This window comes from Vibrio ostreicida (genome assembly GCF_013074385.2).
Taxonomy (GTDB): Bacteria; Pseudomonadota; Gammaproteobacteria; order Enterobacterales; family Vibrionaceae; genus Vibrio; species Vibrio ostreicida.
Genome location: NZ_JABEYA020000001.1, coordinates 813351 through 838681, shown reverse-complemented (window position 1 = coordinate 838681; position 25331 = coordinate 813351). Strand labels below are relative to the sequence as shown.

The 25331-nt window shown below is 44.0% G+C and carries 23 protein-coding genes; 13 read left to right on the top strand and 10 right to left on the bottom strand.

Annotated features, from left to right (window positions below):
• Positions 1–3: 3 nt before the first annotated feature.
• From icmH to HLM86_RS03515, 7 genes are all read left to right on the top strand, one after another.
• A complete protein-coding gene (icmH, locus tag HLM86_RS03545) occupies positions 4–1230 on the top strand; it encodes a type IVB secretion system protein IcmH/DotU (RefSeq protein ID WP_076589313.1) in 1227 nt (408 codons plus the stop codon).
• 2 nt (positions 1231–1232) lie between these two features.
• Positions 1233–4616, top strand: a complete 3384-nt coding sequence (gene tssM / locus HLM86_RS03540) for a type VI secretion system membrane subunit TssM (RefSeq protein WP_170881946.1) — start codon at positions 1233–1235, stop codon at positions 4614–4616.
• Between the two features lies 1 nt (position 4617).
• Complete coding sequence (locus HLM86_RS03535; protein WP_083949358.1) at positions 4618–5376, top strand: protein kinase domain-containing protein; 759 nt, start codon at positions 4618–4620, stop codon at positions 5374–5376.
• Positions 5377–5658: 282 nt separating this feature from the next.
• Entirely contained in the window at positions 5659–5877 is a 219-nt protein-coding gene (gene cspE, locus HLM86_RS03530; RefSeq protein WP_076589316.1) for a transcription antiterminator/RNA stability regulator CspE, read from the top strand.
• Between the two features lie 518 nt (positions 5878–6395).
• A complete protein-coding gene (locus tag HLM86_RS03525) occupies positions 6396–7367 on the top strand; it encodes a tripartite tricarboxylate transporter substrate binding protein (protein WP_170881947.1) in 972 nt (323 codons plus the stop codon).
• A gap of 116 nt (positions 7368–7483) precedes the next feature.
• Entirely contained in the window at positions 7484–8014 is a 531-nt protein-coding gene (locus HLM86_RS03520; protein ID WP_170882227.1) for a tripartite tricarboxylate transporter TctB family protein, read from the top strand.
• An 18-nt stretch (positions 8015–8032) separates the two neighbouring features.
• Positions 8033–9559, top strand: a complete 1527-nt coding sequence (locus HLM86_RS03515; protein WP_170881948.1) for a tripartite tricarboxylate transporter permease — start codon at positions 8033–8035, stop codon at positions 9557–9559.
• 113 nt (positions 9560–9672) lie between these two features.
• On the opposite strand, the gene HLM86_RS03510 is transcribed toward HLM86_RS03515, so the two are convergent.
• Entirely contained in the window at positions 9673–10056 is a 384-nt protein-coding gene (locus HLM86_RS03510; protein WP_076589320.1) for an ATP-binding protein, read from the bottom strand.
• Positions 10057–10193: 137 nt separating this feature from the next.
• Here HLM86_RS03510 and metA point away from each other — a divergent pair, with 137 nt between their 5' ends.
• Entirely contained in the window at positions 10194–11135 is a 942-nt protein-coding gene (gene metA, locus HLM86_RS03505; protein WP_170881949.1) for a homoserine O-acetyltransferase MetA, read from the top strand.
• Here the strand turns inward: metA and HLM86_RS03500 are convergent.
• Positions 11119–11934 carry an alpha/beta fold hydrolase gene (locus tag HLM86_RS03500; RefSeq protein ID WP_170881950.1) on the bottom strand — a complete coding sequence of 272 codons (816 nt, stop codon included), beginning with the start codon at positions 11932–11934 and terminating at the stop codon, positions 11119–11121. The two genes, metA and HLM86_RS03500, sit on opposite strands and share 17 nt — an antisense overlap.
• Before the next feature lie 123 nt (positions 11935–12057).
• Here HLM86_RS03500 and pilW point away from each other — a divergent pair, with 123 nt between their 5' ends.
• Complete coding sequence (gene pilW, locus HLM86_RS03495; protein WP_367947039.1) at positions 12058–12738, top strand: type IV pilus biogenesis/stability protein PilW; 681 nt, start codon at positions 12058–12060, stop codon at positions 12736–12738.
• Between the two features lie 231 nt (positions 12739–12969).
• Here the strand turns inward: pilW and rlmF are convergent, their stop codons facing one another.
• Together rlmF and HLM86_RS03485 are read right to left on the bottom strand one after the other, a co-directional pair.
• Positions 12970–13992 carry a 23S rRNA (adenine(1618)-N(6))-methyltransferase RlmF gene (gene rlmF / locus HLM86_RS03490; RefSeq protein ID WP_170881952.1) on the bottom strand — a complete coding sequence of 341 codons (1023 nt, stop codon included), beginning with the start codon at positions 13990–13992 and terminating at the stop codon, positions 12970–12972.
• 4 nt (positions 13993–13996) lie between these two features.
• Positions 13997–14497: a M48 metallopeptidase family protein gene (locus HLM86_RS03485; RefSeq protein WP_076589415.1), complete on the bottom strand. Its 501-nt coding sequence runs from the start codon at positions 14495–14497 to the stop codon at positions 13997–13999.
• Between the two features lie 110 nt (positions 14498–14607).
• Here HLM86_RS03485 and HLM86_RS03480 point away from each other — a divergent pair, with 110 nt between their 5' ends.
• Positions 14608–14838, top strand: a complete 231-nt coding sequence (locus HLM86_RS03480) for a glutaredoxin family protein (RefSeq protein ID WP_076589325.1) — start codon at positions 14608–14610, stop codon at positions 14836–14838.
• Positions 14839–14963: 125 nt separating this feature from the next.
• Here HLM86_RS03480 and HLM86_RS03475 read toward each other — a convergent pair whose 3' ends face one another.
• From HLM86_RS03475 to HLM86_RS03465, 3 genes are all read right to left on the bottom strand, one after another.
• On the bottom strand, positions 14964–17405 hold the full coding sequence (locus HLM86_RS03475) for a PAS domain-containing hybrid sensor histidine kinase/response regulator (protein WP_170881953.1): 2442 nt from the start codon (positions 17403–17405) through the stop codon (positions 14964–14966).
• 20 nt (positions 17406–17425) lie between these two features.
• Positions 17426–18640, bottom strand: a complete 1215-nt coding sequence (locus HLM86_RS03470; RefSeq protein WP_076589326.1) for an ABC transporter substrate-binding protein — start codon at positions 18638–18640, stop codon at positions 17426–17428.
• A gap of 143 nt (positions 18641–18783) precedes the next feature.
• Positions 18784–19653 carry a LysR family transcriptional regulator gene (locus tag HLM86_RS03465; protein ID WP_076589327.1) on the bottom strand — a complete coding sequence of 290 codons (870 nt, stop codon included), beginning with the start codon at positions 19651–19653 and terminating at the stop codon, positions 18784–18786.
• A 115-nt stretch (positions 19654–19768) separates the two neighbouring features.
• Between HLM86_RS03465 and HLM86_RS03460 the strand changes: the two genes are divergently transcribed.
• Both HLM86_RS03460 and HLM86_RS03455 read left to right on the top strand, forming a co-directional pair.
• Positions 19769–21010 carry an MFS transporter gene (locus HLM86_RS03460; protein ID WP_170881954.1) on the top strand — a complete coding sequence of 414 codons (1242 nt, stop codon included), beginning with the start codon at positions 19769–19771 and terminating at the stop codon, positions 21008–21010.
• Between the two features lie 78 nt (positions 21011–21088).
• Positions 21089–21649, top strand: coding sequence for a DUF1415 domain-containing protein (locus tag HLM86_RS03455; protein WP_076589329.1), 561 nt, complete (start codon positions 21089–21091; stop codon positions 21647–21649).
• Positions 21650–21660: 11 nt separating this feature from the next.
• On the opposite strand, the gene HLM86_RS03450 is transcribed toward HLM86_RS03455, so the two are convergent.
• Positions 21661–22731, bottom strand: a complete 1071-nt coding sequence (locus HLM86_RS03450; RefSeq protein WP_076589330.1) for a sensor domain-containing diguanylate cyclase — start codon at positions 22729–22731, stop codon at positions 21661–21663.
• A gap of 173 nt (positions 22732–22904) precedes the next feature.
• Between HLM86_RS03450 and HLM86_RS03445 the strand changes: the two genes are divergently transcribed.
• The gene (locus tag HLM86_RS03445) at positions 22905–23483 is read left to right on the top strand and encodes a nucleoside triphosphate pyrophosphohydrolase family protein (protein WP_076589331.1); all 579 of its coding nucleotides are present in this window, start codon (positions 22905–22907) and stop codon (positions 23481–23483) included.
• A 97-nt stretch (positions 23484–23580) separates the two neighbouring features.
• Here HLM86_RS03445 and btuD read toward each other — a convergent pair whose 3' ends face one another.
• Together btuD and btuC are read right to left on the bottom strand one after the other, a co-directional pair.
• A complete protein-coding gene (gene btuD / locus HLM86_RS03440; protein ID WP_076589332.1) occupies positions 23581–24336 on the bottom strand; it encodes a vitamin B12 ABC transporter ATP-binding protein BtuD in 756 nt (251 codons plus the stop codon).
• Positions 24323–25318, bottom strand: a complete 996-nt coding sequence (gene btuC / locus HLM86_RS03435; RefSeq protein WP_170881955.1) for a vitamin B12 ABC transporter permease BtuC — start codon at positions 25316–25318, stop codon at positions 24323–24325. The genes btuD and btuC overlap by 14 nt, the downstream gene beginning before the upstream one ends.
• Positions 25319–25331: the final 13 nt, after the last annotated feature.

Genomic DNA, 25331 nt, shown 5'->3' with positions numbered 1-25331 from the left:
ACAATGGATTATTTAGACGAAGAAACACTGGTTTGGGATACGAACAAGTCTGATTTTGTTGCAAAAAATAGTGACGACGGCCAAACGTCTCGCTGGTCTTCAGTCAACGCAACGAAAAGCCAGCGTGAGTTTCTAAATCATTTTGACAAGGCTGAAAATCAACTGATCAACATTAGTAGTGAGCTGCTCGCGACAACGCTTAAAGTCTCGACTCTGCCCGAACCCGAAGATGTTACAACGTTACGACATCAATTGGTCAGCAGTATTAATGAGATCAAGACCAAAGGCGCAGAATTGACCTACCCCGTAGCTGTCATCGATAAGCTGTGTTTTTTGTATGCCGTTGTGCTTGATGAATTAATTATCTACAGTGAGTGGGGTGAAAAACGAGGTTGGGAGAATAAGACGCTACTGAGTGAGCTTTTTGGTATGCGTAATGGTGGCGAATTGTTTTTCACTGTCGCAGAAAAGGCGACTAGACAACCTCATAAACTTATCGACTTACTAGAAATAATTTACATATTCATCAACATTGGCTTTAAAGGGCAGTATCGCGAAACGGGCAGTGAACAATTAAAAATCTTTGACCACCAGCTTGAACAAGTCATTAGCCAATATCGACAAAGCAATAGTATTCATTGCAGAACCCGTGTCAAACTCCCTAAAATGCGTAAGCCTACAAGAAGAAAGCGATATCTGCTGACAACCCTGTTTTTTGTTACATTAATCGCGTTCAGTGTTGGGCTCACCTACTTTTGGTATGACAAAACCACTCCCCAAAGAGCTCGCGATTTTAACTTTTTGCCGGGGTTTAGTGAGCGTTACATTTTATCGGGCGAAGTGAATGATATTGTTTTCATCAGTAGTGATGAAGATCTTCTCAGTGCGCCGAAAAGAGGCAGCAAAATCGAAATGGTGGACGTACCCGCACCTGAATCTCTTAGCACCAGCAAATCGGCTTGGTTTGTCCAATTAGCCACCTTCTCGTCGCTGAAAAATGCAACAGGGTTTATACAGACCCTTTCTCCATCCGCATATGACCCAGCTATCGAAAAATATCAATCTTACTTTCGAGTCATTGTACGAAGCAACTCATCTGAGCAAGCAAGAAAAATAAAGGCTTGGTATCTAGAAAAAGACTCGATTAAGGCGATCATCGTGCGAAGTGTCAGTCCCAGTAGGAACACGACCAACACACCTGACATCACAAAGACTTCAGAGGCTCCTTAGGAATGGCGGAATCAACTTCACCTCAATCAGCGAGCAGTAAACGCAGTGCCCTGCTTTGGACATCAATATTGGCTTTGGTCCTTCTCATCATAGGCGGCACACTGACGTGGACGTTCTTTTATCCCGCGTATACTTTGTCTGGTGTACTCGCGACGCTCTTAACAACATTGGTTATTAGCCTGTTCGTTTACTGGTTGCTTGCACGACGTAAGCCCTCCTCACAAAAGCCTGACCAAAATAAAGCATTGGTTAACAAGCGCTGTAAGCTTTTAGCACAGCACTTTAAACACATGATCAATGTTCAGAAACGCAAAAAGCGACTTATTAGTCGGTACGATCAACCGATTTACTTGCTGCTGAGCGATGATCCAAACAAAGACAAAAGCATTATCACCCAAATGGGATATGAAGCTTACAAAGTGGACGACTTCGGCAATGATATTGAGTTTCCGATCCTGTTTTGGCTGAGCGAACACTCTATTTTGATTTCTGTCAGCCTTGGGGACGACCAAAACACTCATTATATCAAAACACTTTGTCGTTCTTTAAATAAGTGGCGTCCACGCCAAGCGCTCAATGGATTACTGCTCACAACCGATGTCCAAGAACTGTTAGGTAATAGTGAATATTTGACTCAAAAAGCCGACCAAATTAAATCGGAAATCAAGGGGTTTAACCACGCATTTGGGCTCACTCTGCCTATCTATAACATCATCACGCAAATGGGTCAGGTGAATGACTTTTGTCAATTTTTCTCTGCATTTGACGAGGCAAAGCGGAATGATGTATTCGGTGCCACGTCTCCCATCCAGAAGCATGGTGGCATCGACGGTGAGTGGTTCAATCGAGAATTTGACCACCTAATTAGCCAACTCATTTCGAACATGAGTACCGCATTAGCATCTCAACTGAATCAAGATTATCGTAATGCAATATGCGCTGCCCCCTACCAGTTTGGTCTGTTGAAAAAGAACCTTTGGCTATTTTTACACCGCATGTACCGAGGTGATCAGCTTCAAGATGGTCTTAATTTTCGTGGTTTCTATTTCACTCACAATGGCACAGACCAAAAACAGCATGATATTTTAGCGAATGTTATCAACCACACGCTTGGCCATGAACAGTTTCAACAGCATCAGCAAATACCCGTTCAACAAAGTTTGTTTGCCCAGCATCTTATGACACACACGATTATCAATGAAAATGAGCTCGTCGGTGTCAACCGCCGCAAGGAAAACATGCTGCTCATGATGCAAACCGCTTATACCCTATTCTGGTTAGGATTGTTTGCAAGTGTACTGATCGTCATCAAACTGGACTTTGATTATCAAAGCGAGCGAGAAGCTCGTGCAGATAGCATGCTGGAACGCTACAAAGAGGCCATCGCTGCTCAGCCATACGATATAGAGAACATGTCCAATAATATCCCAAACCTATATTCTCTCAATCGCATTTATTCCTTATACCTTGAGCCAAAGCCCTGGTATACCTTCTCCTTGATGCCAAGTTCTAGCATTGTCCAAGATGTACAAAAAGCCTATTTCAGCGAGCTTCAACGCGTCTTAATACCGTCTATGGAAAATACGCTGGAAAAAGATCTGTTCGTTTACGTCAACCTAGAAGAGCAAGCTAAAACACTATCGCTGCTCAACAACTATCGCTTACTTTTTAACCCAAATCGCACCAACATCAATGAGCTGAAAAATTACTTTGTGACAACGTTGGAAGAACAGGGTGAGGCCGATAGCGTCAATACCGCACAACTAAGAGTGCTGCTCGACGATGTTTTTGCTCAGGATCTTGTTCCTATCAAGCCAAACTATGATTTAGAAACATTGGCTAAAAAGGTCATCAATCAAACCGGAGTTGAAACTCTTCTGTATGAGCACATTCTTAATTCCGAAACTTACTCAAAACGTATTGATTTACGCCCCGAACTTGGAACTAACTTCAAAAAATTACTTGGATTTTCGCCCAATTATGTCGGTTATCTCGTTCCTTATTTATTTACACCAGCAGGGTTTAATGAAATTGATCTCTCCGTTGACTCCCCCGTCTTTAAAGAGGCATTGAAGTCCTACGAAGGGGTGGCAGGCAATACACCGAGTGCATTGGAAATGTATCGGGTCAGCCGCGATCTTAAACAGATGTATCAAACCGATTACATCAATTACTGGAGAGACTTTGTTTCACACATTAAAGTCACGAGTATCGCCAACCCCAATGAGCTCAAGCAAACACTGGCTGTCCTCAGCACAGCCTCAAATAACCCACTGGCACAGCTTTACAGCACTATTGATAAGTACACATCGGTGGAGTTAGTGCAACCCAAGCAAGATAAAGAAGACACACAGCCACCAGAGCAAGACATCGATAAAAAAGAATCCGCTCGACAAATTTATCTGGCGTTTAATCAGTATCATAAGCAAGTCACCGCTGATGATCAGGGCACCAAGCCTATTGACTTACTACTTGGACGCTTTACCGAAACTGAAACTTGGCTCGATAAATTCTATGATGCGGATGATCCTCAAAAAATCGCCTATCATGCCTTAACCGCTGAGATCAAGACCAGTAATCCTGTTTCTGTACTTGCACAACTCGAAGACTCTCAGCCAAGTATCTCCAAACAGATTCTTGGCCAAGTCACAGAGCAAGCCAATGAGTTGGTGATGAGCCTTGCACACGCATACTTAAACACCACTTGGAAAGCGGAAGTTTATCAACCCTATCAGACCACCATCGCTTCGTATTATCCGTTTAATAAAGCAGCCAATCTGGATGCCAGCACCGCAGATGTTGCCACTTTTTTTAAAACGAATGGGACTTTGGATAAATACTATCAGGCAAAGCTCAAGAGTTTTGCTACTCAGGAACAATCGCCCTACTTATATGGCCTGCTTCCAAACACTGGTTTAGCACTTGATCCTTCGGTTTGGCAGATGATCACCAAGGCTCGTGATATCCGAAATGCGCTCTTTTTGGCCGATCCGCAAAACATGTCGTTGCATTTTCAGCTAAAAGCGAAAGAGATGAGTTCAGATGTCACCGAGTTCATTATTCAGGCAGAAAAACCGCTATTTACCTATCAACATGGGCCTCGGTTATGGAGTAAACAAAGTTGGGATGGCAGTGCCCTTGAACAAGATTCTCTTGGGTTCCAGATCAATGCACAGTCCAATGCAATTGCAAGCGAGACCTACGAAGGAAATTGGGCTTGGTTTAAACTCATTGATTCTAGGGTCGCATCGGCCACTTCTCAGCAAACAGAAGTAGCAATAAGATATGGAGAGAGCCAAGTTCAATTGAGTATCAAGACTCAAGGACAACATAACCCATTCGTTCCAAATTTCTTTTCAGCTTTTGCATTGCCATCGAGTATTTGATTTGGAGATAAACGACCAAGCAGAAACAAAAACCAAGATGTGCTTTAGAGTACTGGGCATTAGCCAGTACTCTATGCTTCGCAATGGGACTTATTTGGCAACCCACCCCTGTTATGGCTGTACTGTCATTAAGTTTGCTCAATCTGTCAGTGCCAAGCAACAGCTTAAGACGGAAGCGGAATTCTTAAACCTCCACCCTTCGCCCCATTGGGCAGAGTTTCTAGATTATGGGTCAGATATGGGGCTTGATTGGCTGGTGATTAAGTACATTGACTCTCTCTCAGTGAATTATTCTCAGTTGGAGATTTCACTCAAACAAAAGATTATTTCTAGTGCAGAACAAGCGCTTCATTCACTCCACAAAACAGGTTTTATTCATGGCGACATTAAACCGTCAAACTTAATTATTACGCCAGAGCATAGAAGCACTTTGCTGGATATGGGAAGTTTGGCGCCGATAGGCTCGATGTATACTCAACTCTCAAATTCATCATGCTCGCCCCTTTTTTCCGCCTTAAACCCTAGTTTGCGCATCGGTGATGCTCGTCCACAAGACGACTTTTATGCTCTGGCGATATCGTTACAAACCCTCCTAGGACAACACCCCTTCTCTGGCCTTGCGTTACTTGATTTCGCTCAGACATTTCAGCCCCCGTTAACGGATCACCTTGGCAGTCGTCATATGATAATTATTGATCAGCAACTGAGGCAAGCTAAGAGGCATGCATACCGCGCTGGAGCCCTAGGTACATCACGCTAGTTCGAGCTTTTCACCGCAACAAACCGAACCATTGGATTATTTTAACTTTACCTTAAATTATTCCTTTACAATCGCTAGGGTAACGTTGATAATGCACCCGCTCTGTTGTTCAGAGTTATTCAATGAAAAATCTAGTAAAAGTAAATTCTTAGTATCCCTTCATCAGTGTAGTTATTCTTAGTGTTTCTCTTAGCTTTATCAAACCATTAAATAATTCATGCTCAGTGCATCGCAATCTTCGTTGCGAAAAATAAATTTAAACTTTTTTATAAGGGACACAAAATGTCTAATACAAACAAAGCAACTGGTCAAGTTAAGTGGTTTAACGAAGAGAAAGGCTTCGGTTTTCTATCTCAAAGCAATGGCGGTGCTGATGTATTCGTTCATTTTCGCGCGATCGCAACTGAAGGTTTCAAAACGCTAAGCGAAGGCCAAGAAGTATCTTTCGACGTTGAGCAAGGTCAAAAAGGCCTTCAAGCAGCAAACGTTGTTGTACTATAAGTTTTTCTGCTAGCGCATAAAGCTTTATTGACGCAAATAGCCTCTGCTGTTTGCGTCAAATTATTTTCCCTTTCCTATTAAACGCTCGCTCTGGGCACCACACCGTTTAGAAACTCAGCACGTCATAGAATGACAATCTACCGTTCAATGGAACGTACACGCAAACGTTTTTATTCATCACGTTATCAGTACTAACTCGTCTCTACCCCCATCTCGACATTCTTAATTTTTCGATCAGCGCCTTCGAAATCACTCTGTTGCATATCGCTGTTATTCCGTAAAATCAACGGCCGCTATGGCAACGTAAGTGTAAATACAAGTCAAACACTGAACTGCGTCTATGAACTTTATGAATAAAATAATCACAATAGGCAAAAGGTTTTTTATCCACTCATTAGCGACATTTGTGTAACATTGCATTAACCTAAAGACTGGAAATGAGCAACCATATTTTGTTGATAAATATATTACAAATACATTGCCTATTAACGAGCAATCTAACATAAGGAACGTGAATCATGATTAAGGTACTTAAACCCACCCTAACCGCTTCAATTATTGCCATGTCACTTTCATTCAGTGCGCTGGCTGCTGATCTCGATAAAATACATTTTCTTATCCCTGGCGGTGCAGGCGGTGGCTGGGATATGACCGCTCGCGGAACAGGAGATGTATTAGTAAAATCGGATATCGTTGAGAGTGTTTCCTTTCAAAATTTATCTGGCGGTGGTGGCGGTAAAGCCATTGCGCATTTGATTGAAACAGCGCAACGTCAGGAAGACACTTTGATGGTCAATTCCACGCCTATTGTTGTCCGCTCTTTAACGGGGATTTTTCCACAATCGTTTCGAGATTTAACCCCAGTCGCGGCAACAATCGCCGATTATGGCGCGATCGTCACCTCCGTTGACTCAAAGTACAATTCTTGGGAAGACGTAGTCAAAGACTTCAAAGAAAACCCTCGTAAAGTGAAAATTGCGGGTGGCTCCGCACGGGGAAGTATGGATCATTTAGTCGTCGCAGCAGCATTTAAAGGGGAAGGGTTTGATGCTCGTAAGGTCCGTTATATTGCCTATGATGCAGGCGGCAAGGCGATGGCCGCCCTTCTATCTGGTGAAACTCAACTCCTCTCTACTGGGTTGGGAGAAGTTCTGGAAATGTCCAAATCAGGACAAGTAAAAGTACTCGCCGTAACCGCACCCAAGCGACTCGATACCGCACCAGATATTCCAACACTCACCGAATACGGAAATGAAACCGTCTTTGCCAACTGGCGTGGTTTTTTTGCCGCTCCAGGCACAAGCCAAGACAAAATCGACGAGTGGAATCTGGCACTTGAAAAAATGTATAAAACCGATCAATGGCAGGTCGTACGTGATCGCAATGGATGGATCGACAATTATAAAGCTGATAAAGATTTCTACGTATTTTTGGAAGATCAAGAGAAGTTGATGGGCGATTTAATGCGTGAGCTAGGCTTTCTAAAGTAACCCTTTAGGAAGGGGTGAGGGAACTTGCCCCTTTTTCACAACAGAGTATAAACACGTTATAAATTATTGTTGAGCCAAGGTTGATTGGTTCTCCTCGTCGGCTTTTACCCAAATACATGGAGTTGGATATGTCGGAATCGCCAACCAAACCTATAAAAAAACATCACTTTTTCTCAAAAAAAAACTTACTCAGCCGCGATCGAATCAGCGCCCTTATTTTTCTTGTGCTCTGCCTCTGCTACGGCTATCAAACATCACAGATACTCTTATTCCCAGGTGATGAATATGAAGCTTTTACCGCACGAACTCTCCCTACACTGCTTACTATAGTGGGTATTGGTTTATCTGTGTTGCTGCTTGTCGGTGGACAACCCGACACTCAAAATGACACTGATTCTGCTTTCAATTGGAAGCTGTTGTGTTCCTTCCTCATCCTGATGGCTTTCTATGGAGTCGGCCTCACTTACTTAGGGTTCGTTCTGGCAACCAGCCTATTTCTTCTCGCTGGTTTTTACTTACTCGGCGAACGTCGAATCAAGATATTGTTGGGCGCGTCAATCCCATTTGTCATCGCCTTTTATCTTTTGTTAACGCAGGGACTGGATATTTATCTTGAGCCCGGCATTATTTTTACACTTTGGTTTTGAACCTCAAGGAAGGACATTATGTTAGATGGAATTTTGCAAGGTCTTTCGACTGCTGTCATGCCAATGAACATCATGATGGTCGTGGTTGGCTGTTTTGTCGGAACTTTTATTGGCATGTTGCCAGGCTTGGGGCCGATTTCAGCCATTGCCTTGATGATCCCAATCACCTACGGTCTTGAGCCTTCTTCGGGACTGATTTTAATGGCAGGTGTCTATTACGGGGCTGTCTTCGGTGGGTCTACGTCGTCCATACTCATTAACGCTCCCGGTTGTTCATCAACAGTCGTTACGGCATTTGATGGCTATCCAATCGCGCAGAAGGGTCAAGCCGGAAAAGCGCTAGCACTGGCTGCGTACTCGTCTTTTACTGGCGGAACATTATCAGCCTTGATGCTGCTCATTGCCGCGCCCGCTTTGGCCAGTGTTTCACTCAGTTTCCAATCGTCAGACTACTTCGCCCTAATGTTGCTTGGCCTCTCGGCGGTTGCCGCTTTTGCTGGCCCAGGCCAGATCCTAAAAGCATGGATGATGACAGTGCTTGGATTAATGCTATCGACGGTCGGTATAGACAAAGGGGTTGGAGTAGAACGTTTCACTTTTGGTCTAACAGACCTGATGGACGGGTTTAGCTTTTTACTACTTGCAATGGCTACCTTTGCCTTGGGAGAAACACTCATGGGGATTCTTAACCCCGAAAAAGATGGCCGTGATGAAGAACGGAACAGAATGAGTGATATTGGTAGTATGAAAGTGACGAGAGAAGAAATAAAAGAAGTCGCCCCAGTTTCGATACGTTCTTCATTACTTGGATTTTTCACTGGTGTCCTGCCAGGTGCTGGGGCGACCATTGCCGCTTTCCTTAGCTATGGCATGGAAAGAAATCTCGCACCATCAGACAAGAAAAAGCAGTTTGGCAAGGGAAGTATTCGAGGTTTAGTTGCGCCTGAGTCTGCCAACAACGCTGCGTCAAGTGGTTCATTTGTTCCGCTACTGACACTAGGCATTCCAGGTTCAGGCACTACGGCCATCATGCTAGGCGCACTAATTGCGTATGGAATTCAACCTGGCCCCCGACTATTTGTTGATCACCCCGATGTTTTTTGGTCCGTGATTATTTCAATGTACTTTGGCAATATTGTACTGGTGATTCTTAACCTCCCTCTGATCCCTTACATCTCAAAATTACTTGCAGTACCAAGAACTGTCTTACTGCCCATGATTCTATTCTTTTCGATCACGGGAGTTTATCTAGTGTCCTTCAACACCATGGACGTGTTTATTATGCTGCTGATTGCCATCGGCGCGATAGCATTAAGACTCGCCCATTTCCCACTTGCGCCATTGCTTCTGGGCTTCATTCTTGGTGGACTCATGGAGGAGAACCTTCGCAGAGCCCTCATGCTCAGCGATGGTGAGCTCAGCTTTCTTTGGGCACGCCCTATTACCTTGGTCTTTAGCGTACTGGCTATGCTGGTTCTTATGAGCCCCTTGTTTGTTAGGTTGTTTCAGAAGTACCAGTGGCGCAAAGGCGCATCAGAAAGATAGTGATGATGTATAAGGAGGTGCAATGCCTCCTTTTCTAAGTGATCCACTCACTGCCAAACGCCTAGACTCACCTTTGATACTCGGAAAAAAATATTGGGGTGCTTCACCATGAATTATTCTTCTACCCACACCTGCCAACGTGCTTTCATACGCTCTATTGTCTCAGGCGTCACCCCATGAACACTGCCAAAATCATTGTGACACTCAATCACATCTAATTGAGCACCATACTGCTTTGCCAACGCCACGTAAGGCATCATTTCCCACTTCATGACAAAAGTATTCGAGACCACCACACTATGATGAGTACTTAGGCTTTGTCGTGTCATGTTGAGACACCATTGATGTGCCACTGGTAGCTGTTCCGGTTGAAAGAGGTAGTCGCCATTTTTGTCGACAAAATACATATCGGCTTCATAGTGATGGATCTTCAATTGTTTTGCTAACGTGCTTTTGCCAGAACCCGGTAATCCACGAATCAGAATTAATTTCAACATAACAAGACTCATTGAAGTTTATGACGTTGTGCTTTTGGTGAATATTAACGCAAATATGCCACAAAATACTATCGACATCTTATCCTGATTAGGTTAGCTTTAGATGTATAGACGTCTAAAAGCCCAAGGAGGATATTGTGCCTATAAAAATCCCCGACCAACTGCCTGCCAGCGATGTATTAAGTCAGGAAAATATTTTCATCATGCCAGAATCTCGTGCATCTACGCAGGAAATTCGACCACTCAAAGTTCTGATTCTTAATCTTATGCCTAAAAAGATCGAGACTGAGACTCAATTTCTTCGTTTGCTTTCAAATAGCCCATTGCAAGTGGATATAGAGTTACTGCGTATTGATGACAGGCCCAGTAAAACGACACCAAACGAACATTTGGATAACTTTTACCGCCAATTTGAGACAATAAAGGAACGTAACTTTGATGGGCTTATTATCACAGGCGCACCGTTGGGCTTAGTCCAGTTTGAAGACGTCATTTACTGGGACCATCTTCAATCTATCATGAACTGGGCAAATGAGCATGTTACCTCAACACTGTACGTTTGTTGGGCTGCCCAAGCAGGGCTCAAACTCCTTTATGATTTACCAAAGCGTACGCGTAAAGAGAAGCTGTCCGGTGTCTATCACCACCATATCCACCAACCTTTTCATCCAATACTACGAGGCTTCGATGACACCTTTTTAGCGCCTCATTCACGCTATGCGGACTTTTCCTCACAGTATCTTGATGAGCATACCGATCTCGATATCCTTGCCACGTCTGACGTTGCCGGGGTTTATCTGGCGGCAACAAAAGACAAACGCAATGTTTTCGTTACAGGGCACCCCGAATACGATGCCCTTAGCCTACACGCTGAGTATACACGCGACTTAGGCGAAGGGATTGAGCCTGCCATTCCAGTCAACTATTATCCCAATAATAATCCTGATAACAAACCTATCGCTAGTTGGCGTAGCCATGGGCATCTGCTGTTTTCAAACTGGCTCAATTACTGCGTTTACCAGCAGACACCTTATAACTTAGATGACTTCAGTGAAGCTAATTTTACGAAGGATAGTTGACATTTCCTGACTGAATAAGACGTTTTATCTCATCAATAATTACCGAGGGATTTTGCCAAAGGATGAAGTGTCCCTCGTTATTTATCTGCACATGCTGCTTCCCAAAACCGGACAGTTTCTTCATAGCAAAAGCCGAGTTTTGAGGGTCTGAAATAGTATCGCTTTGACCATGTATCAAGATCACGGGCATCGAATCCAAACGATGCCAATCTTTTTGACTGACCTTTGCCAGTTCGTTAGATAGGGACATCATTTCACGGTTCGACATGTGCCAATCTTGGGAAAGAAACAAACCCACCAACCAAGTATCTGCCAGCTTATTATACCACTTTGGCTGCTCTAGCTTAGGCGAAAAAGCAGGGGCGACAAGCACCATACCTTGAACAGATTGTGGGGACATCAGCGCAAAATTGAGCGCAATCGGGGCCCCTAATGAATGCCCAACAAGAATATTGACTTTACTCGGTGATAACAATGGCTCCAATGATTGGGCCTGAGCATCTAGATTAGCCTCAAGCTCACGTGGAGACGAACCATAGCCAAGTCGATCCAACGAGATAAGTTCGGCATTATTAAGTAACCAAACATCATTCATGTAACGGCTAAATCCCTCTTTGTTTCCAGGAGAACCATGAATAAAAATCAGACGATACTGACTGTTCGGGCTCCCCTTCTTGGTGTATGCCACCCCTTCCTTGGTAAAAAAGGTCGGGTCATCTGGTTCTGTCGCTCCCACTAGATGAAACCAGACTCCCACTAAGAAGGTCAAAACAACTCTACCTAAAGCACTTTTTTTCAAACTTACCTTCCGTTAGTTACCGTTTTTATACCGATATCTGTCGCATGTTGACGCTATTTATCACCAAGCCTGATGACTCTCATTATACATTCGGGCTGAGAACTCACTGCTTTTTTTAAACTCATGCGATATCTCATTATGACGACTAGTTTAATATTATCCGCCTGCGTTGCCGTCAATCCAAAACCAACCATGGAGGAACAAATGGTAAAATCAGAGGCAAGAATTGCACTAGGTCTACGCTATTTTCAGCAGGGGAATATGATCAAAGCCCGAGAAAATTTATACAAAGCTCTCAACCACGCGCCAAACTATCACCGTGCTTTAGTCGCCGTTGCTTATTACTTGTCAGAAACTGGGGAAACGGCATCAGCGAATACCATGTATCTGCAAGCCTTGAGAGCAAAACCAAATGATGGGGAAATTAATAACGATTACGCGGTCTTTTTATGCAAACAAGCAAATTACAATCTGGCTCAACACCATTTTAGCCAAGCGATCGCATCACCAACCTATTTCAAAACCAGTATCGCTTATGAGAATGCCGCTTTTTGTGCCCTTGAGGCAAAAAATAGCACACAAGCCAGATATTTGTTCGAACGCGCTCTCAGCCATGACAAAAACCGTCGCCAATCAATCATTAATCTGGCCCAGCTCGATATACTCGACGGACAAACAGAAAATGCATGCCATCGACTCTCGGCATTCCAACAACGCTTTGGCGCTCACCCCTTAGTATTAAAACTTCTGAAACGTATTGGACCCGAAGTCTGCGTCCCCTCGGCACGCGAGCTTTCCCAATAAAGCAAGTCCATCTATCAACAGGCGTTCACTTTTTATGCCGAGGATCAACCTTGCGGCGACGGCGAGGCGTAACGCGATTTATTTTTCGATATTCTTTGTACACCAGAATGCTAAACACGAGAATACTCAGAAAAAACAACCCAGAAAAAATGGCCAAAAGTGCATCGCAAAACCACTGTGGCTCACAGGGCATATAAATTTCGATGTCCATGCCCTCTCCAAATTACGTTTTTATCGACGCCAGTTTTGCCGCTCTGACCGAGTTTGAAATGTCCAAGCGACAAAGCGACTGACTTTTTGTCCCTGTTTCATTTCAATAACCTGAGCTTCTTTTGCACCGACTCGCTCCAGATTTTTTCGCATCCACCGCACATTGTCCTTTTTAGAAATCAAGGTGGAGAACCAGAGAACCTGATCGGAAAAATCCTGACTTTCTTTGACTAAGTTTTTAACAAATTCCGCTTCTCCACCTGGACACCAAAGCTCAGAGTGTTGCCCGCCAAAGTTAAGTATAGGAGACGCTTTCGTTTCCATTTTTTGCGATTTTTGTCCGCGTTGATATCTGTTACGGCTAAGGTTGTTCAACTTTCGCGTCGTGCCTTGTTGTGCGTCTTCAAAAGACTGATGAAACGGTGGATTGCATGTTGTGACATCATATCGCTCACCACTCCGAATAATATTGGTAAAAAACGCATCACGTCGCGGCTGTAATCGACAATCAATACGCCCAGCAAGAACAGGGTTTCGGCTAACAATTTGGTTCGCGTTCTCTATAGACACAGGGTCAATGTCTGAGCCAATGTAATACCAGCCATATTGGCGCACACCAACAATCGGATAAATACAGTTGGCCCCCACTCCAATATCCAAAGCTCTAACCTGATTGTGCTCCAACCGCGGTTGATCCTTGCCAAGCAGTTCTGCTAACCGATGAATATAGTCAGCCCGACCAGGGACTGGTGGGCATAAATAACCGCTTGGGATATCCCAATACGTGACCCCGTAACTAATGGCAAGCAAGGATTTATTAAGCAGCTTTACTGCAATAGGATCGCTAAAGTTTATCGATGACTCACCGTGGGGATTCGTAACAATATGTTGTTTAAGCTCTGGCGTTAAGCTGACCATTGACGAAAAATCGTAGCGCCCGTGATGTCGACTCAACTTATGCAGGCCCGCTTGTCCCTTCACAGTGGTAAACTTAAGGTCCGACGGGTTCTTGGTGATAGAGGCTTTATTGGGTTGTTTTGTCATAAGGTTACTTTTTATCTAGCTCGGTGGTAATCATAAACAGGCGGGCATCCAACTCCAGTTGATGGTAGTCAGGTTCCATATGACAACACAATTGATAGAAGGATTTATTGTGTTGTTTCTCTTTCAAGTGGGCCAGTTCATGGACAATCAACATCCTTAATAGAGGCTCAGGTGAGTGCTTAAATACACTGGCAATTCGAATCTCATTTTTTACACGAACTTTGCCGCCATGCACTTTACTCACATAAGAATGTAAACCCAATGCGTGATTAATCGGATGGATTTTACTGTCATAGATCACTTTGCTAATCGGCGCCGTTTTCTTCATGTAGTTGTTTTTAATAGCCATCGCATATTCAAACAGTGCCTTCTCGCTTTTAATCGAATGTGTATCGGGGTAGCGCTGTTGAAACCAATCCTCAAAGCGTCCGGATTCAAGGAGTTGATTTACTGACTTAACAATATGATCGGGGTACCCTTGAATAAAGCGAAGAACAGAATGCATAAAAACCGTTGAGTCACGTGTGTAAGAAATTCGCCAGTTTACCGTAATCGTACTTGCCAATCACGCCCTTTTCATTAGACTCTTAAATCGTAAAGCCATAGGAATAAATAATGAAAAGACTCGTACTCTATGTAAAAGATAAGTGTGCGCACTGTAAAGATGCGCAGCGTTACTTAGATGAGAAAGGTTACAAGTACCGCCTAACAAACGCTAAAATGCAAAGAGGTCGTAAAGAATTGGATGCGATCGGTGCCCGCTCACTACCAGTGTTGAAGATTGGAGACCGGTACTTAATCGGCTGGGATCCTAAAAATTTCGAACGGATATACGAGGGGAAGTGAACTCGAGTTTTCTTTGCCTTATCGGGTACAAACTAGCAATATCGCCTATTGGCCAGCGCGTTGTGTACTCAACATAGTCGCAAGAATAAACTCAATCACCTGAATTCTTTACTCGTTAACCCCGATCAAGCTTCCAAGCGTTTGTTGACATCCGTCGAGGTTTTTAGATAAGCATGGAGAACTTGATCAAGCTTAGCGGAGCTGATCGGTTTGGTAATCACCTCAGAGCATCCCCCCTTAAGCATCTTTTCTCGGGTCTGCTCAAAAGCGTCTGCCGTGCATCCAATGATGACGGGTGAATATGGTAAATCCAAAGCAATAATGGCTTGGGTCGCTTTCAATCCGTCCATGACAGGCATATTGTTATCCATCAATATGCCATCATAATGCTGTTGCTGCACTTTTTCGAGCGCAAGCTGACCATTTTCAACCACATCAAACTCAAAACCTTTATTTTTTAGAAACTTCCCTAATACCAAGGAATTCACTTTTGTATCCTCAACGATCAGCATTCTTAGCCCACTTCCATTAAAGGGGAGCGGCTTCTGATCTTGCGTCTCCTGACTCTCGATACGACTGAACTCTATCGGTATTGTAACCGTAAAACAGCTGCCTTTGCCTAGTTCACTGGTCAGGTTGATACGGCCTTTCATGGCCTCTACAATATCCCGAGTAATCGACAATCCCAAGCCAGTACCACCAAACCGACGCGTTGTATTATTTTCTGCCTGAGAGAACGGGTCAAAAATAGCCAACTGATTATCTTGGCCGATCCCAATGCCTGAATCCTCTACCACAATAATTAATTCTCCGCCCTCACTCTTTTCATGCACCTTAAAGGTTAATGAGATCCCTCCCTTTGACGTAAACTTCAAAGCATTGCTCAGGAGGTTTTGTAATATCTGAAGTAATCTGGTTTCATCGGCCCATAACGCTCGGTCACATGGCTGGGAATATGCGCAATCAAACTCTAGGTTTTTGTCGGTACAAAGGGGCTTATAAAGCCTCGTCAAACGCAACACGGTATCCTTAAGCATAAACGGATTCGGTTCCAGATTCAGCTTACCCGCTTCAATTTTTGAGAAATCTAGAATGTCATTAAGTACATTAAGCATGTGTGCCCCTGACCCAAGCAATGTATCAACATACTCGTACTGTTCTTTATTCAACGGTGTGTTCAACAATAAATCACCCACGCCAAGAATACCGTTCATCGGCGTTCTTAACTCATGACTCATTGCAGCCAGAAACTGGGATTTAGCCATATTCGCAGACTCAGCTTCAACCGCTTTGACTTTCAGAGATCCTTCCAACGCGATTCTCTGACTGATATCACGCTCAACCGCCATAAAACCTTCGAGCTTGTCATCAGAGGAATAAAGTGGCGTTAAAGCAATTTCAATCCAATAGGCCTCACCATTTCTGTGATAATTTAACAGTTCAAAAAAACCGGGTTGTCTGGCATCAATCGCTTTCCTGATCGCATGAGCCGTCTCTCTATCGGTATCAACACCTTGCAAAAGATGACCGGGATTTTTACCGACCATCTCTGTCTGACGATATCCAGTCAACTGTTCAAATGCGCCGTTAACCCAAGTAATCTTTGAGTCCAGATCCGTAAAAACAACGGCGTCTCGCATGTGTTTAACGACCCTTGCCAAACGCGCCGACTCCGCCTCTTTTTTCACCAGCGCTTCGGATTGTATCAATAACTTATGTTCAGACTCGGCCAAAGATCGAAAGGGGGAGACCAAGACGCGTCGTCCAAATACAAACATAACAATCAAGGTGAGTGTTGTCGCAATCACCATACCAACTAGGAGGCTTCCGGTCAGTTCAGATTCCGCGTTGGCGACGAGTTCTGGAGAGACCGCAGCAAGCAGAACAAAACTCGTACCACGAATTGGATGCTGCTCTACCCCCCAATCACTGGGAGGAGTCATTATCCAATTTAAATGACTCTGTGTGATGCCAAACCAATAATATCGGTCAGAACCCAAACTCTCAAAAAAATCACTGTTTTCTAGGGGCATAATGTACAAGCCTAGCCCTTCAAAATAACCGTTGTAACTAATCGGTGCGGTTAGAAGCAAGTACGAGCGGTCCTCATGAGCGAAGAATGAAAAAGACACTTTTTCCATTAAAGATTCATCTGTTATCCCCGTCGATATATAACGCTCTATGTCAGGAAACAGGGCCATCTCTTGGTAAATATTACTGCCGCTGAAGTCGTAAAGATTAATCAAAGATAAGTGGCTAGACGCTTTAAGTTTAAATAATTGGTCTTGAAATGCAGGTCGACTCGTTATCCCTTCCAAACTCGCACCAACAACGGCCGGATGCTCAACGACTCGCTGAAGCGTCTGCTCGTGAAGTTTAAGAAACTCGAGAACGTATCGCTCAATCGCGAGTGTCTTACCCTTTATGCTCTCTCCGATGATGACTTGGGCGGTTTTATGCGCCTGTTGTTGCACAAAAATATAGCTAGAAAGCATAAAGACGAAAGCACCTACGACAATAAACAACGAAAATAAGTGCATTCCATTTTTTTTATCGAATTTGAGCATAAACTCCCACCCCTAAAAAGTCATATCGATTTAGGAAGCAATTTGACCGCATTATTTTCATCATATAATGCCATACAAAAATCATTGGAATTGAGCGCTTCATGGGCGTCAAAATTGTCTTCATCAAAGGGTGAAAAAGGCGAATTATATTCCTTGATTAGCCCTTGAACAGGTGTTTTAAGCGACTCTAGCGCTTGCTTCATTGCCGTTCGATTAGATTGTGCGTCTTGTGACAGTTCAACAGTTCGAGCAGCCTCTATAAATACTTTTGCTAGATCGTAACCATGAACAAATCCTGCTGGAGCTTGAATATTGGTATCTTCAAAATGTGCTGGGAAAAGCGTTTGAGCATCCTTAAAAACAGCCTGATTGAAGCTATTGCTATCAGAACTGTAAAAATTAAAACAAGATTGAATAAAACGCAATTTCGCTTTATTACGACTATCATATGGGACGTCTTGTGCAAACCGCCCACCCGTAATCCCCCAATGGCTATAGATTGGCATGTCAATATCCATCTGAGCCACGCTTTCAACAATGAGCTTCCCTTCGCGGCTATTAGACACTAACAAGACGCAATCTCCGCCACTAGACTGAGCTTCGCGGATTAATATGCGTGCATCAACGTCTTTAATACCCCAGTTAAACCAACTGGTTTGAACGCGATCAGTAAGATTCTCTGGCAACGCAGACATCATTGCTCGGTAGTTAGATTTACCCCATCCTGTATTTTCCAAGATCAAATGAGGCTGCTGACACTTCTGTTTAAGTGCATAGTTCACCAGTATGTTACCCACTTTAGAGTCATCAACAGACAAACGGAATACGTAGTTGTCTTCTGCTGACGGGTAGCGTGTAATCGGCGTACCTGCCGCCCAGGGCACTAAGGTGAGCATTTTTGACTGATTGATATACTCCCGATACCGAATAAAAGGGGGGGAATGGAGCCCGCCAATGTAAACCAATCCATTCGCGTCTTTTATGAATCGCTCCATATTTTTTTTGCTGCGCAGCACATTACCGCGATGGTCGGTTGTTACAAACTCGACGGGTATATCCGATAGCTGGTTATTGACTTGAGCAAAAGCCACTTTAACACCATGCTCAATGGAGAGTGCCGACTCAAGGTGCCCCGTTCTATCTGCATCAAGGTAAACCCTCAACACCTCGGGTTTGGCGCCTTGTACTAAGCTCCCATACAGTACAACGAAGATATAGAAAATCACTCTAGCCATGGTTTGTGCTCTTTGTCTATTTTATTGACCGATACATTGAGACTAGAGAAACGTGGTAGATTTTCCAGTAATTGTCTGAGTTTTAACCACAAACCTAGAGACAAACACGTGATCACGTATATACGTCAAAATCAACGCGACATTTACACGTATTGTTTAACAAATTCGATAAAGGTTCGATCTGCAATCGACAGATAAGCGCCTCGTCGCCAAGCCAGCGACAACCGAAAGTTGACGCCTTTCTCGAAAGGAATCGCAACCACCTCTTTTTCATGCTCAGTCACCAACCTGAGCAACGCAGTAATGGCAAATTCGTGCTTAACAATATTGAGGATCATTGGTAATAAGTTTGTCTCAAAGGACAAGTTTATCGTCTTGTTATATTCACGGGCTTTATTCTCAACGAAATCACGATGAAAGTACCCAGACTTAAACATCACAAGCTCATGGTTAAAAAATTCATCAAAACTGACCTTATCCTGACGTGCTAACGGGTGCTCTGGACCAACAACTGCAACCATTTCTACATCCAAGAGATGATCCGTATCGAGGTCATCTGGAACGTTTTCCTCGTCAATCACACCAATATCCAACTCACCATCAAGAAGCATCTGACGTATTGAACGACTGCCCGCATCGATCAGCGATAGTTTTAACTTGGGATAGTGGGTCTTAAAGGCCATTAAAACCGCAGGAAAAAAATAAGATCCCATCATGCTGGGCGCACCAAGTCGAACCTCCCCTTTCTCTAAGCCCCGAAGTTCCTTAATCGCGAGCTTGGCATCATCGATTTGCTGGAGGATACGCTTGGCATGTTCATAAAGCACTTGGCCTTCATCCGTAAGCGTAATCTGGCGCTCTTGCCTTCGAAAGAGCTCGACGCCCAATTGCTGTTCAAACTTTTTAATCGAGATACTGAGCGCTGGCTGAGCAATGCGAATCGATTTAGCCGCCAGAGTGAAATGGCCAAAGTCAGCCACAGCGACAAAGTGTCTGAGTTGACGCGAGTCCATCCTAGAATCCATATAAAAATTATATTAAGTTAATATTTATAATATATTTTATAAATCACGATATCACTGATAATTTGATCACAATTAAAAAACAAAAAACAGTGAGAGAAAACACATGATCGAACCCAATACCTCCAATTATAAGAAGGTGACCTTCAGTCTGGCTCTAGGGTCATTCATCGTGTTTTGTAATCTCTACTTATTTCAACCTATGCTGCCCCATTTGGCCGTGCATTTTTCTGTTACAGCGACTCAAGTTAATTGGGTATTTGCTTCAACAACACTTGCATTGTCACTCAGTTTGGTGCCTTGTGCGGTCGCTTCAGAAGCTATGGGTCGGAAATGTCTTATGCTGACGGGCTTGCTCACTATGCCGTTGATTGGGTTGGCGATGCTGTCAGCACAGTCTTTTTTTACTCTCATTTTTATGCGTGCATTAATGGGAATCGCCATAGCCGCCTTTGCCTCTGTCGCCGTTGCTTACATGGTAGAAGAGATGTCTTCTCGCGCATTTAAACAAGCCATTGGCGGATATATCGCGGCAAACTCCCTAGGAGGCATTACAGGAAGAGTGTTAGGCGGCACATTAACTGACAATTTAGGTTGGGAACACGCACTCATCGCTATGGCCGTTATTTCCCTGATTGGCGCTCTAGTCGTCTCCATCACCCTTCCCAAACAAAAGCATTTTTCGCCTCAGCGCGGGATGTTGAGACATCACAATAAGGCCTTGGTCAAGCACCTGCGCAATCCAACCCTCTGGTTCGCCATGATGATTGGCGGAATAAACTTTGCGTTGTTTGTTAATCTCTACTCCATTATGGGTTTTCGCCTCGTCGAGGCTCCACACTCTTTGCCAATCGGGATGGCGTCATTGATTTTTCTTTGTTACCTACCAGGGACCCTAAGTTCAAAGCTGACCTCCATATGGAATCGAACCTACCCCCCAATAACAGGCATGTTAGTCGGTACCACTGTCAGCTTTTTGGGCATGCTGTTAGCCTACATTGATCGACTGCCTTTGATGGTTTTAGGCCTCGCTCTGATAAGCTTTGGCGCATTTTTCACCCATACGCTCGCCTATGCATGGGTAAGTGTGAAAGCAACCCAAGCCAAAGCCGCCGCGACTGCCCTCTATCTTGTTCATTACTACGTCGGTGGCAGTATAGGTGGATTTTTTCTCATTTACTGTTGGCAAAAGGGCGGCTGGGAATATGTTATCGCTGGTAGCTCACTGCTCTATCTTACGATGTTGTGGCTATGTCGCCGGCTTAATCAACACTCTGAGGTGCCCAGAAAAAAAAATGGTGAGGTATCAGCCTCCCCTAAACAGGAAGATATTTCTTCAATACCTTAACCAAGCTGCGTAAACCTCGATTTACCTCGTCATCGCGATTCTGTTATCCTTGCGCCAAGGCTACAATCAGGAACGAAAATGCAAGCACCAACTTCAGCGAAAACGATCACTCAACACGTTGACCAGTGGTTAGATAATGTGGTTATAGGACTAAATTTATGCCCTTTTGCCGCCAAACCACGACGAAAAAAACAGGTTAAAATATACGTCAGTGACGCTCAAAAAGAAGAGGGTTTACTGGAAGATTTGCTAACACAACTTCTAGAACTGGAATCCAAAAGCGCTGAAGAGTTGGAGACAACCTTGGTGGTTGTACCCAACATGTTGAGTGATTTCTACGACTATAACCTATTTATTGACTGGATAGAGGCATTGATTAAGCGACAAGGTTGGGAAGGTGTCTATCAACTCGCCACTTTTCACCCCCAATATTGCTTTGGCGGAGCCGAGCCAGAAGATGCGGAAAATTTAACCAACCGGTCACCCTATCCTATCTTCCACCTCATTCGAGAGGAAAGTATGGAAAAGGTCCTTAAACACCACCCAGATCCAGAATCGATACCCGATACAAACATCAAAACGGTGGAAAACCTGACTCAAACTGACTTAGCCAAACTTTTTCCTTACCTTTTTGGCTAAGTCACACCCATTTATTCAGAGAGCACTTTCTGGGAAAAGAGACGTGTTATGATTTTGTTTCTACCACTGTTCTTTGCAGAATAAAGTGCTTCATCTGCAACCGCAATGATCTGCTCTAGTGTACTGATATTGGACTCAGTCTCTATGTGTTGTTCAAAATTAAACTCACAAACCCCTATAGAAACCGTTAAGGGCACTTTGTCCAAAACAATACTGTTGACCGAGGAATGAAGTTCAGCAATCACGGTTTGTCGCTCTTTATCGCTGCGGTCCGGTAACCAGACAACAAATTCTTCACCACCGTAGCGCGCAATAAAATCTGCGTCGCTCAAGTTGGCGTGCAAAATTTGGGCGGTTTTTTTCAAAACCGCATCCCCTTCAAGGTGACCGTATTGATCATTAACCAATTTAAAGTGGTCAATATCAATGACGGCCAGCGATCCTTTTCCCTCACAATCTTTCATACGTTCAATCGCTGTATGAATAGTTTTAAACATACATCTGCGATTTGCCATACTGGTGAGTTCATCGTAAAGGGCCTGATACTCAAGTTTGTTATTGAGTTCCCGTAGCTTTTCTTCCTGATTCCTTCGGATAATTTCCACCTCAACCCAAGTCGCCATTAACTTTAAAGCGTCAATGTCTATCTCCTGAAACTTTCGTGGATATGGCACCGCAGAAGAGAAATTTAGCGTCCCATAGACTTCGTCTTCAACAAAAATGGGTATACCAATGTAGGACTCTAAGCCCAAAGCTTTATAAGCCGGATGTTTCGAATATTGACGATGGATGCCGATATGTTCGACGAAAACAGGCCCAAAAGAGCCACAAGTGATATGGCAGTATGTAGAATGATAGTTAAACTGATCACCAGAGCTTATCCCAATATTCTCAGGAGACACACTATGAAGAACAGTGTATTTATCTCCCTCAATCTTCGAAAGAATACCAATGTCCAGATTAAAGCGCTCAAGACCCAACATAAGCAGTTGAATAATCTGAATATCAAAACCTTTCTGGTAGTCGTGAGTGATTTGATAAAGACTTCGAATTATCTTATCGCTCTCGGTTGCTATCGTCATACACCGCCTCAAACTGTAAATTTTTAAAAACAAGATTCAGGCTAGACTCCGCCAACGTGGTTACCTAACTCAATCTAAACACCTGCACTTTATCTATTTTTTCCTTACTGTGATAGCAGGTTTCACATGGCTTTGTTAGTATGGCGCGATAATTTCTTAATCAGGCTTCCCCCATGCAATTATCTAAACTCACTAACGAGACATTTGACCAACTTTACCGAGACATCACAGAGTTTCGTAATACCTTCGACTTACCTGTGGCTTCCCCTGAAAGTTTAGACGATAAAGCGGATTTACTGCATACTTCTTTAGCAGTAGAAGAACTGACTGAATTAGCCGAGGCTGATAATAAAACCGAACAAGCTGATGCCATCATCGACAGCATTTACGTACTGATGGGGCGCCTCGTCCATCTCGGTGACGATACCGTTGAAGACAATATCGCGATCAGTTACCTTATTGACCTTCTACTTAATGTCGCCACTAATCGCGGTATCGATTTTATGTCTTGCTGGAACGAAGTGCATTCCAGCAATATGAGTAAAGTATGCCGTAACGAACAAGAATACTCTGAAACTGAAGCTTATTATGCTGAGCAGGGTATTAAGTTGATGGCCGTCCAAAAAGGTGGCTATATCATTGCAAAGTGTGCCGAGGACTTTGTCTCTGAAACGAAAACCATCCGCCAAGGAAAAGTATTGAAGTCAGTGTATTACCGCCCAGCGAACCTAGAGCCGCTTACAAACCGCTAGACCTGTAAAAACCACCACCTTCAGAACTCCCTTTAGGTGGTGCCAAAAGGTTTATCTGCGCTGATTCACTTAATGCTAACTTGCAGATCTTAACCCATCAATCAAACAGCAAGACTGGGCCACCGTCTAACTCCACTTTAGTGACCCGCGTCTTGAACACTCGAGTGAGTTCTTTGGCAACCAAAACATCTTTGACTTCACCGACACATTGCATCACGCCACTTTCAAGTAGTAGCGCTTTATCGCCGTGTTTAAGCGTACGGTTGAGATCATGGTTGGACATGATCACTGTAATCCCCATCGAGGCGACCTTTCTAAGCAATTGATACAACATCGCTTCTTGACCGATATCAAGCGGAGCGGCTGGCTCGTCCAAAATAAGAAGTTTGGTCTGCGCATTCAATGTCGGCCAGATTTGCAAACAAACGGCACATAAGCGTACACGTTGCCACTCCCCTCCAGACAATTGATGTACCGAACGGTGCAGCTTATCTTCTAATTTGAGTATGTGCGTAAGTTCACTAACAGCCTGCTCGACTTCTGCCCCTAATCCAGCGGAATCATTTGGTAACGACAGAGCAAGGTATTGAAATACATCCAAGTTAAACGCTGGATTGCCATTTTGACTTAAAAAGGCTCGATAACAAGTAAGACGCTCCATTGAGCTCTCACCCACTACTAAATCAAAAATTCTGACGTCTCCAGAAAAGGAGACTAGCCCAGCGATGGCGGTCAGCAACGTACTTTTACCGCTGCCATTGGGCCCGACAACATGAAGAATCTTTCCCTGCTCTAAGCTAAAAGAAAGTGGAAGTAACCGAGAACCCACAGACAGATTTTTAACGTGTATCATGGTGTTTTATTAGCATCCAAATGAAAACGGGGGCACCGAGTGTGGTCGTCACCACCCCAAGAGGTAGCTCGGCCGAATCCAGTGCCAATCTTGCAATAATATCGGCCACAACGAGTAGCAGAGCGCCTGAAATTGCTGACACAGGCACCAAGTATTGATTTTCACTGCCAAGCATCAATCGCAATAGATGCGGAACGATTAGGCCAATAAAACCTATCACGCCACCTAAGGCGACGGTTCCACCGACTAAAATCGATACCGCCAAAATCAACTTCCAGCGCACGGAGTCGATGTCGACACCTAGCTGCTTTGCATGCTGTTCGCCCATCATCAATTTGTCGAGTGTTTTGCCTTTTAAGCAAAGCCATACGATCACTGGAACCATGACTAATGTCACCACATGATGATACCAACTCGCTCCACCAATCGTTCCCATTAACCAATACATCAACTGTCTTAAGCTTAACTCATCACTAAAGTAAAACGCCCAAGTCACCATCGCAGAGGTAAGTATCCCCAATGCCACGCCGACCAAAAGCAGGCGGGTTGTGCTCAGCTTCATCACTTTCACCATCGACACTAACAGCAGAGTAAAGATAAGCGCCCCCGCGACCGCCGCGATCATAAAGCCAACCGGTGTTGCAAAGACTGGAAAAAGAAACAGCAGCCCCACCATCATGACACTTGCACCGCCAGAGATACCCAATACTCCAGGCTCCGCTAAGACATTACCGAGCAATACTTGCAACACAGCACCAGAGACGGCAAGAGATGCGCCTATCACTACCGCGGCTAACAGTCGAGGTAACCGTAGCTGGACGATTAATTGTTGCTGCAAAGCACTCATTTCCGACAAAGGAGAGATAAACACTTCACCGACGATCAGGTGGGCTGAAGCACATACAAGCAACATAACGACTAAAATAATGAGACAGCGCTTCCAGCTATGATGTCTTCGGATTAATAATTGACGTAATTCCATGGGATTTATTCTG

Coding starts and splice junctions, on each gene's coding strand:
- icmH (WP_076589313.1), top strand. CDS start 4: ATGGATTATTTAGACGAAGAAACACTGGTTTGGGATACGAACAAGTCT.
- tssM (WP_170881946.1), top strand. CDS start 1,233: ATGGCGGAATCAACTTCACCTCAATCAGCGAGCAGTAAACGCAGTGCC.
- cspE (WP_076589316.1), top strand. CDS start 5,659: ATGTCTAATACAAACAAAGCAACTGGTCAAGTTAAGTGGTTTAACGAA.
- HLM86_RS03525 (WP_170881947.1), top strand. CDS start 6,396: ATGATTAAGGTACTTAAACCCACCCTAACCGCTTCAATTATTGCCATG.
- HLM86_RS03520 (WP_170882227.1), top strand. CDS start 7,484: ATGGAGTTGGATATGTCGGAATCGCCAACCAAACCTATAAAAAAACAT.
- HLM86_RS03515 (WP_170881948.1), top strand. CDS start 8,033: ATGTTAGATGGAATTTTGCAAGGTCTTTCGACTGCTGTCATGCCAATG.
- HLM86_RS03510 (WP_076589320.1), bottom strand. CDS start 10,056: ATGTTGAAATTAATTCTGATTCGTGGATTACCGGGTTCTGGCAAAAGC.
- pilW (WP_367947039.1), top strand. CDS start 12,058: ATGCGATATCTCATTATGACGACTAGTTTAATATTATCCGCCTGCGTT.
- rlmF (WP_170881952.1), bottom strand. CDS start 13,992: ATGACAAAACAACCCAATAAAGCCTCTATCACCAAGAACCCGTCGGAC.
- HLM86_RS03485 (WP_076589415.1), bottom strand. CDS start 14,497: ATGCATTCTGTTCTTCGCTTTATTCAAGGGTACCCCGATCATATTGTT.
- HLM86_RS03480 (WP_076589325.1), top strand. CDS start 14,608: ATGAAAAGACTCGTACTCTATGTAAAAGATAAGTGTGCGCACTGTAAA.
- HLM86_RS03475 (WP_170881953.1), bottom strand. CDS start 17,405: ATGCTCAAATTCGATAAAAAAAATGGAATGCACTTATTTTCGTTGTTT.
- HLM86_RS03470 (WP_076589326.1), bottom strand. CDS start 18,640: ATGGCTAGAGTGATTTTCTATATCTTCGTTGTACTGTATGGGAGCTTA.
- HLM86_RS03465 (WP_076589327.1), bottom strand. CDS start 19,653: ATGGACTCGCGTCAACTCAGACACTTTGTCGCTGTGGCTGACTTTGGC.
- HLM86_RS03460 (WP_170881954.1), top strand. CDS start 19,769: ATGATCGAACCCAATACCTCCAATTATAAGAAGGTGACCTTCAGTCTG.
- HLM86_RS03455 (WP_076589329.1), top strand. CDS start 21,089: ATGCAAGCACCAACTTCAGCGAAAACGATCACTCAACACGTTGACCAG.
- HLM86_RS03450 (WP_076589330.1), bottom strand. CDS start 22,731: ATGACGATAGCAACCGAGAGCGATAAGATAATTCGAAGTCTTTATCAA.
- HLM86_RS03445 (WP_076589331.1), top strand. CDS start 22,905: ATGCAATTATCTAAACTCACTAACGAGACATTTGACCAACTTTACCGA.
- btuD (WP_076589332.1), bottom strand. CDS start 24,336: ATGATACACGTTAAAAATCTGTCTGTGGGTTCTCGGTTACTTCCACTT.
- btuC (WP_170881955.1), bottom strand. CDS start 25,318: ATGGAATTACGTCAATTATTAATCCGAAGACATCATAGCTGGAAGCGC.